Raw genomic sequence first — 8,345 nt, forward strand, 5'->3', positions numbered from 1 at the left:
TCCAACCAACACTTAACGATCGCGGCACTAAGGTGAAAGTTGTTATGGAATACAACCCACCGGGTGGACTGATCACAGATGCGATTGCCAAACTCTTTGGCGAAGCACCCGAACAGCAGCTAGGAGATCAGGACTTACGCTGCTTCAAGATGCTGATGGAAACGGGCGAGATTGCGACAACAGAAGGTCAACCAAGGGGAAAAGGATAAATATTCAAACCGATTTCATGTTGTCTACATGGTTTCAACGATTACAGCTATATCCCGATTCTCGCTGAAATAGCAGGACGCAAAAAATCAACACAGTCTTAGTAGATAGATTTCGGATTTTACAAACAACTTAACTTTGGAGACTCAAGCGATGAAAGCAGTTTGTTGGGAAGGTACAAACAAGGTGGAAGTTGAAACCGTACCCGATCCCAAAATCATTAATCCGCGTGATGCGATCATCAAAATCACCTCAACAGCGATTTGCGGCTCTGATTTGCACCTGTACGACGGCTTCAACCCCACCATGAAACCGGGCGACATCTTGGGGCATGAATTCATGGGAGAGATCGTTGAACTAGGCAGTGCTTTTAAAAATGGAAATATCCATAACAAAGGTAAAGCCCTTGCCATTGGCGATCGCGTCGTTGTCCCCTTTACGATTTCCTGCGGATCATGTTTCTTTTGCAACCGGGATTTATGGTCGCTGTGCGATAATTCCAACCCCAACGCTTGGATGGCGGAGCAAATGATGGGTCATTCCCCATCGGGTCTTTACGGCTACTCCCATTTGACTGGCGGCTATGCTGGAGGTCAAGCGGAATATGCCCGCGTTCCCTTTGCCGATGTCGGGTTATTCAAGATTCCCGATGGACTGGCAGATGAACAAGTCCTGTTTTTCACTGATATTTTCCCTACTGGTTATATGGCAGCAGAAAATTGTGACATTCAACCAGGAGATACGGTTGCGATTTGGGGTTGCGGCCCAGTTGGGCAGTTTGCGATCAGAAGTGCCTTCATGCTCGGTGCTGGGCGCGTTATTGCGATTGATCGTGTTCCCGAACGGCTCCAGATGGCAAAAGACGGTGGAGCAGAAGTTTTGAACTATGAAGAAATCGAGGTGGGTGAAGCTCTTAAAGAAATGACCGGGGGTCTAGGCCCCGATTCGGTAATGGATGCGGTGGGAATGGAAGCTCACGGCATGGGTTTAGAAGGCTTTTATGACAAGGCGAAGCAAGCGGTACGAATGGAAACTGATCGACCTAATGTATTACGTCAAGCGATCGTTGCTTGTCGTAAAGGCGGCACGGTGTCGGTTCCCGGTGTTTACACGGGCTTTGTAGACAAGATACCAATGGGTGCTTTCATGAACAAAGGCTTAACCATGAAAACAGGACAGACGCACGTCCATCGCTATTTGCAGACGCTACTTGATCACGTTCAAAACGGCGATATTGACCCCTCGTTCGTAATCACCCATAGTCTGCCGCTAGAGCAAGCCCCACACGCCTACGAAATCTTCAAACACAAGAAAGACAACTGCATCAAGGTCGTACTCAAGCCGGGTCAAGCTGCTTAAAATCCAATACAGTTCAGTTAAGCAATTTTTTGCTTCTCTTTCTTCTCTCTGTGTCGCGCCAGTTGCTACCCTGCCTTAACGCTAAGAGCGTAGCTTGCTTCCCCGTAGGGGTACAAGTCTCTTAACCGCAAGGGCGCATTGGCTTTTCTGCGCCTCTGCGGTTAGTAAAAAAATTGATCCCCTCGTGGAGCGATCGCTTGACGATAATGCTGTTGCTGCAACTGTAACTGATGAAGGAGACAAAGGCGGCGGTGCAGACGGACTCGAATCAGACGCAGCAGGATACATTTACGCGACAAATTACGAACACAATGCGATCTTGCGTCGCCGCTTTGGAGGAGAGTGGGAAACAGTGGTGCATGACCCCCGCTTGCTGTGGCCGGATACTTGTACGTCACAGCGAACCAGTTGCACCGTCAGGCGAAATACCTACAAAGTAGAGATTTGCGCCAAAAACCCTACGCGCTCTTCCGTGTTAGCATTGATGCTCAACCTGTTCTGCTGCGATGATCATCGTTGATGGAGGAGTCTGAACAATGAAAAGTTCTCAAAGAGAAGTTTATGAAGTTGCAAGTTTCTACGGACAGTGAAGAAAGCAGAAGGTTACAATGAGTAGGTATTCACTTAAATGTGAGAACTTGCAGACAAAAGATAAATCAAACATCCAAAACTTTCCTTATTAACAGTTAGCAAATGTACTGGGAAGTGATAACCAGTCTAGCTAAAAATCATACTTGATACTTTTGGAATAATCGTCACTACAAACAGAGGAGATAACATCTCGTGCCTGAACAGAACCAAGTCAACGAAAATACCAAAAATGAGGATCTCGCGTCATATCGAGAAGGCGCGGGTGACTCTCTTACGACAAACCAAGGTGTAAAAGTTAGCGATACCGATAATTCCCTAAAAGTGGGATCGCGCGGGCCCTCACTGCGTGATGATTTCCATTTCCAAGAAAAGCTTACCCATTTTGATCGGGAAAGAATACCAGAGCGGGTGGTTCATGCAAGAGGCTCTGGAGCGCATGGCTATTTCCAGCCTTACGAATCATTGGCGGAGTATACAAAAGCAAAATTCTTACAAGACCCGTCAGTAAAAACGCCTGTATTTGTGCGCTTTTCTACAGTTGTTGGCTTTCGCGGTTCGGCTGATACTGTCCGCGACGTGCGAGGTTTTGCCGTTAAGTTCTACACAGAAGATGGCAACTACGATCTAGTCGGCAACAATATTCCCGTTTTCTTTATTCAAGACGCGATTAAGTTTCCCGATCTAGTTCACGCGATTAAACCAGAACCGCACAATGAAATGCCCCAAGCAGCGGCAGCCCACGATAATTTTTGGGATTTTATATCTCTGACTTCCGAAGCTATGCACATGATTATGTGGGTATTGAGCGATCGCACTTTGCCTCGCAGCTTTCGGATGATGCAAGGTTTTGGCATTCACACTTTTCGATTTGTCAACGAGCAAGGAAAATCTCATTTTGTAAAATTCCACTGGAAACCATTGCTGGGCGTGCATTCAATGGTATTTGACGAAACCCAAAAGATTGGGGGTAAAGACCCAGATTTCAATCGCCGCGATTTGTGGTCAGCAATCGAGATGGGCGATTACCCGGAATACGAGCTGGGCGTACAAATTATTTCCGAAGAAGACGAGTTCAAATTCGACTTCGATATTCTTGACCCGACTAAGGTTATCCCTGAAGAACTCGTACCCGTGCGTCCAGTTGGGAAAATGGTTCTCAACCGCAACCCCGATAATTTCTTTGCCGAAACTGAACAAGTAGCTTTCCAACCGAACAATCTAGTCCCCGGTATTGACTTCAGCAACGATCCCTTGTTGCAAGGTCGATTGATGTCTTATCACGACACGCAACTTCATCGCTTGGGTAGTCCTAATTTTACAGAGTTACCAATTAATAAATCTCTGTGTCCGTTCCACAACAATCAACGTGACGGTAGAATGCAGATGCAGATTCCCACCAGCCGCGTTAACTACTATCCCAATTCTCTGGGTGGCGGACAGCCTGCACCTTCGGAAAGCGAAGGTTTCGTGCATTATCCAGATCGTGTAGAAGGACACAAAATCCGCGAACGCAGCCCTAGCTTTAAAGACCATTTTACTCAAGCAACTTTGTTCTGGAATAGTCTCTCTATGCCAGAGAAAGAACACGTGGTGCAAGCGACTCATTTTGAGCTTGGCAAAGTGGAAGATAAAGGCGTGCGCGAGCGCATGGTGAATTTGTTTAATCATGTAGATCACGAGTTAGCCAAAAAAGTTGCAATGGGTATCGGCATCCCCGCACCTACCCAATCGGTGAGCGAGAACCACGGCAAAAGTTCTGCTGCTCTGAGTCAGGAAAACACTACCAAAACAGCTAAAGGTCGCAAAGTGGCAATTCTAGCGGCTGATGGGGTGAATGCCGAGCAGGTAATGGCAATTAAAACTGCATTGAAAGAGGCTGGATCGCAAGCGGAGATTGTATCGAAATTCAAGGGTACGATTAAGAGCGCGGACGGTCAAGAAATCATGGTTGATAAAACCTTCTTGACAAGTGCCTCTGTGCTGTTTGATGCGATCTACATTGCCGGCGGTGCCGGGAGTAGCGAAGCTTTGCAGATGCAAGGAGATGCCATTCACTTTATTAACGAAGCGTTTAAGCACTGCAAGCCAATTGCTGCGATCGCTGAAGGCGTAGAGTTGTTGAAAAACTCAAATATTAAAGGAGTAACAATCTCTGATAGCTCCATGCAAAACGACAAAGGAGTTGTAACAGCGAAAACTGCATCTGACCTCAACGAGTTCGCCAAATCATTTATTGAAGCGATCGCCCAACATCGTTTCTGGATGCGGGAACAAAAAGATCAAGTTCCAGCATAATTAGCCGCTAAACTCGATCGGTCAATCTGTGGAGGAGATTAGCTCCTCCATAGAGTTTAGAAGATTGCTAGAGAAATTCAGTCTCAGGAGTATCGCGTTAATGCTTTGAGTGCTTTATGCGTCTACACACTCCCCAATTAACTGAAGCGGTTTCTCTGGTGATGGGAGCGGTCTAACTCCTGCCTTCTTGCATTAACACAAATCTCTCCCTGTCTTGAACTAAAGTTCAAGTCTGTCCCTCTTTGAGTCGGAGAGGGACAGGTTTTGCGTAGTAAAACCAGGGAGAGGTTTTTTGATTCGACTAACTAGGCGAACATGATATGAGTCGTTGAACTCATGTTGCATTATTAATTAGATACCGAAAAATTACCGATATAACCTGAAAAATTTAGGAGACAAAATTGCTAGTTATGCTGAACCGAAACGCAGTTTAATTGAGGCAAGCTAGCTATAGCAGCATCTCAAAGGAGTAATTTTATGTCTCGTCAAAAACGTACATCTCGCATTTTAGAAAAAGCTCAGTTAAGATCAGCCGGACTGAAATCGATTGTTCCAAGCATCAAATTTGATGAAAATTATAGTCTGGAAAAACTGATTGAGTTAATTGAGCAGTTACGTAACAAACTTGATGTTTATAATACTGCTCTGTCTGTAGTTGACTCTTCTAAAACTGAAATTGAAGAAATGGAAAAAAACTTGAGTCAGCTTTCTGAGAAGATGCTGATGGTAGTTGCAATCAAGTACGGCAAAGATAGCAGTGAGTATGAGATGGCGGGTGGTGTTCGCAATAGCGATCGCATCCGCAAAATTAGGTCTAGCCGTTTGAAAAATGTTGCAGAACAAGCATTAGATGAGAATGTTAAAACTGCATAGAAGGTCTTAAAAGTGGGATAGTAGGGTGTGTTATGCTGTTAGGCTAACACACCGTTTTTATGATCTATTACTGCGTTGTAATATTATTTACCACCAAATAATAATTTGCCTGTGTCTTTCAGCAGTTGGTCTCGCGCATCACCTTGTGTGTCACCCACCTTTGCTACTGTAGTCGCAACATTGCCATATGTTGACTCCAGGAACTCATTTACACTACCAGTTCCGCCGACCACTGCCATTGAATCAGCATCACTCAGTTCTTCAAACAAATCGTCTTGCAAATCAGCAATTTTTGTAATCATAAATACCTTATCAAGTAATTAAAATTAGTGTTCACTTAGTAAAGTTTATAGCTTTGAAAAAATCAGTGACAACTAACCATAGTTGGTTGACAAACATCAAAAAGCTTGATATTAGCCCTTGATGCCCTCGCCTGTTGTGTTGGAATGAACGCTCAAGAGTGTTCACAATCTAGAGAACAAGCATTAGATAAATATGTCAAGCATCACGACTGGTAAGGCAATTAGGAAAGGCAAATTGGGCGTTAGCACGCTAGCAAAATCAGCACATAATACAATAGCTAGCATCCATCAAAAGCTATTCATGCCGCAAAATAACCAAACCGCCGTCGAATTCCGCGATGTCACTTTTAGCCGCAATCATCGCCCATTGGTGTCAAATCTCAATTTCACCATTCACCAAGGAGAAGCACTGGTATTACTTGGGCGCAGTGGTAGCGGCAAAACTACAACAATGAAGTTAATTAATCGCCTATTTACACCTACACAAGGCGAAGTTTTATTTGATGGTATTCCCACAACTCAATGGGATGAAATTAAACTGCGGCGAAAAATTGGTTACGTCATTCAAGAAATTGGTTTATTTCCCCATTTCACTGTTGAACGCAATGTGGGTTTAGTCCCGTCTTTAGAAGGTTGGCAACCTAAACAAATAAAAACGCGGGTTCATGAGTTGTTGCAATTAGTAGGCTTAGAACCAGCACAATTCGCTGGGCGTTACCCGCATGAACTTTCGGGAGGACAAAGGCAAAGAGTCGGTGTAGCCAGGGCGTTAGCGGCAGATCCGCCTGTGTTGTTGATGGATGAACCCTTTGGCGCACTCGATCCAATTACGCGCTTAGAACTACAACAAGAGTTTCGGCATTTGCAGCAAGAGTTAGGCAAAACAGTTGTTTTCGTCACCCACGATATTCAAGAAGCCTTTGTCTTAGCATCGAGAATTGGTTTAATGTATGGCGGAGAATTGGTAGTATTGGGGACGACAGATGAATTTATGCGATCGCAACACCCAGAAAGCCTTGCCTTTCTCCAATGTCTGCGTTCTTTGTAAAATACTTTATGAAAAATTTCTTCCTGGTTAAGTATGCTCCAGAAATTCTTCAGCATACTTTAGAACACTTATTTTTGGTAGGCATTGCGATCGCAATTGCCATACTTATAGGCATTCCATTAGGTATTTTAATTACACGTAAAACCTATCTCCGCCAACCAATTCTCGGCATAGCGAATATTTTGCAAACTATTCCTAGTTTGGCGCTGTTTGGCTTACTCATTCCTGTTCCGATAATTGGTGGAATTGGCGCAGTACCAGCAATTTTTGCCCTGATTGTATATTCTTTGCTGCCGATAATTCGTAACACTTACACAGGTATTACTAGCGTAGATCCAGCGATTCGAGAAGCTGGGAGAGGTATGGGGATGACAGATAGACAATTATTATTACAAGTTGAGATTCCCTTAGCAATGGGAGTAATTTTAGCAGGAGTGCGAGTCGCAACGGTAATTGCCATTGGTATTGCAACTATTGCAGCAGCAATTGGGGCTGGTGGTTTAGGAGTGTTTATTTTTCGCGGCATATCAGTAGTGAACGATCAGTTAATTTTAGCTGGTGCAGTTCCGGCTGCGGCAATTGCATTACTGGCTGATTTTGCAATTGGCTGGATGGAAAATAAATTAAAAATTAAAAGTTAATGAAAAGATTTTTGACATTTTGCTTTTTAACTTTTGCTGTCTTACTCTTAATCGCTGGCTGCACGCCGAATTCAAATAATAGTAGCGGTGGTAATATTATCGTTGCTTCCAAAGATTTTACCGAACAAGATATTTTAGGTGAACTGTTAGCACAGCAAATTGAGGCGACAACTAATTTAAAAGTAGATCGTCGTCCCCGCCTGGGTGGTTCTTTTGTTTGTCATAATGCGATTACTGCTGGCAAAATTGATGCATATATTGAGTATACAGGCACAGCTTTTACTGGAATCTTAAAGCAAAAAGCAGTTAATGATCCCAAAGAAGTTTATGAAAAATTAAAACAAGCATACTCCCAGCAATTCAATCTGGAAGTGATGCCAAGCTTAGGTTTTGAAAACACTTTTGCGATGATTGTCCGGGGTGATGATGCCAAGCGCTACAATATTCAAACTCTCTCCCAAGCTACTCAATATACACCGCAGTGGCGCGGCGGTTTCGGCTATGAGTTTTTAGAACGGGAAGATGGTTTTCCAGGATTAGCGAAAGCTTACGATTTGCGTTTTGCTAAATCTCCTCAAATCATGGACTTGGGTTTGATATATCGTGCTTTGATTCAAAAACAAGTAGATATGGTGGCGGGTAATTCCACTGACGGACAGATTTCTCGCTTAGGTTTAGTTGTCTTAAAAGATGATAAACATTATTTTCCTCCTTACGAAACTGTACCAATTGTCCGCCAAGAAACATTAAAAAAATATCCCGAATTAAGAACAGCGATCGCTTCACTTGCTGGAAAGATTTCGGCAGATGAAATGCGACAGTTAAATTATTTAGTTGAGGGGGAATTACGTGATATTAAAGATGTTGTCCAGGAGTTTCGCAAATCGAAGGGATTAGGTTAATTTCAAGGATAGCCACATTAAGGTGTTATGGTGTTATACAGAATCATTCGGCCTATCTACCTGCTGCGGGATCTTATGCGGAAGCGTTCTGCATAAGAATTGTTAAGCCCTGCTGCATGTCCTTCAC

The 8,345-nt window shown here is 43.9% G+C and carries 8 protein-coding genes and 1 pseudogene; 8 read left to right on the forward strand and 1 reads right to left on the reverse strand.

What is annotated here, in order from left to right; genetic code table 11:
- Window positions 1-14: 14 nt before the first annotated feature.
- From ACFFAP_RS01230 to ACFFAP_RS01250, 5 genes and pseudogenes are all read left to right on the forward strand, one after another.
- Window positions 15-209: pseudogene (locus tag ACFFAP_RS01230) on the forward strand (cyclase); the annotation flags it as partial.
- Between the two features lie 151 nt (window positions 210-360).
- Window positions 361-1,566, forward strand: a complete 1,206-nt coding sequence (locus ACFFAP_RS01235; protein WP_375509509.1) for a zinc-dependent alcohol dehydrogenase — start codon at window positions 361-363, stop codon at window positions 1,564-1,566.
- Window positions 1,567-1,660: 94 nt separating this feature from the next.
- On the forward strand, window positions 1,661-2,086 hold the full coding sequence (locus ACFFAP_RS01240; RefSeq protein WP_375509510.1) for a hypothetical protein: 426 nt from the start codon (window positions 1,661-1,663) through the stop codon (window positions 2,084-2,086).
- Window positions 2,087-2,349: 263 nt separating this feature from the next.
- Complete coding sequence (locus ACFFAP_RS01245; protein ID WP_375509511.1) at window positions 2,350-4,452, forward strand: catalase; 2,103 nt, start codon at window positions 2,350-2,352, stop codon at window positions 4,450-4,452.
- A gap of 477 nt (window positions 4,453-4,929) precedes the next feature.
- Window positions 4,930-5,325: a hypothetical protein gene (locus tag ACFFAP_RS01250; protein ID WP_375509512.1), complete on the forward strand. Its 396-nt coding sequence runs from the start codon at window positions 4,930-4,932 to the stop codon at window positions 5,323-5,325.
- 83 nt (window positions 5,326-5,408) lie between these two features.
- Here the strand turns inward: ACFFAP_RS01250 and ACFFAP_RS01255 are convergent, their stop codons facing one another.
- A complete protein-coding gene (locus ACFFAP_RS01255) occupies window positions 5,409-5,627 on the reverse strand; it encodes a hypothetical protein (protein WP_375509513.1) in 219 nt (72 codons plus the stop codon).
- A gap of 301 nt (window positions 5,628-5,928) precedes the next feature.
- Between ACFFAP_RS01255 and ACFFAP_RS01260 the strand changes: the two genes are divergently transcribed.
- The 3 genes from ACFFAP_RS01260 to ACFFAP_RS01270 are packed head-to-tail and all read left to right on the forward strand — an operon-like array spanning window position 5,929 to window position 8,218.
- Window positions 5,929-6,675, forward strand: a complete 747-nt coding sequence (locus ACFFAP_RS01260) for an ATP-binding cassette domain-containing protein (RefSeq protein ID WP_375509535.1) — start codon at window positions 5,929-5,931, stop codon at window positions 6,673-6,675.
- A gap of 8 nt (window positions 6,676-6,683) precedes the next feature.
- Window positions 6,684-7,316 (forward strand): ABC transporter permease, encoded by a 633-nt coding sequence (locus ACFFAP_RS01265; RefSeq protein WP_375509514.1) that lies wholly within the window; start codon window positions 6,684-6,686, stop codon window positions 7,314-7,316.
- On the forward strand, window positions 7,316-8,218 hold the full coding sequence (locus tag ACFFAP_RS01270) for a glycine betaine ABC transporter substrate-binding protein (RefSeq protein WP_375509515.1): 903 nt from the start codon (window positions 7,316-7,318) through the stop codon (window positions 8,216-8,218). Before ACFFAP_RS01265 ends, ACFFAP_RS01270 begins: the two co-directional genes overlap by 1 nt.
- The last annotated feature ends 127 nt before the right edge of the window (window positions 8,219-8,345 follow it).

Source organism: uncultured Nostoc sp. (assembly GCF_964245575.1).
Taxonomy (GTDB): Bacteria; Cyanobacteriota; Cyanobacteriia; order Cyanobacteriales; family Nostocaceae; genus Nostoc.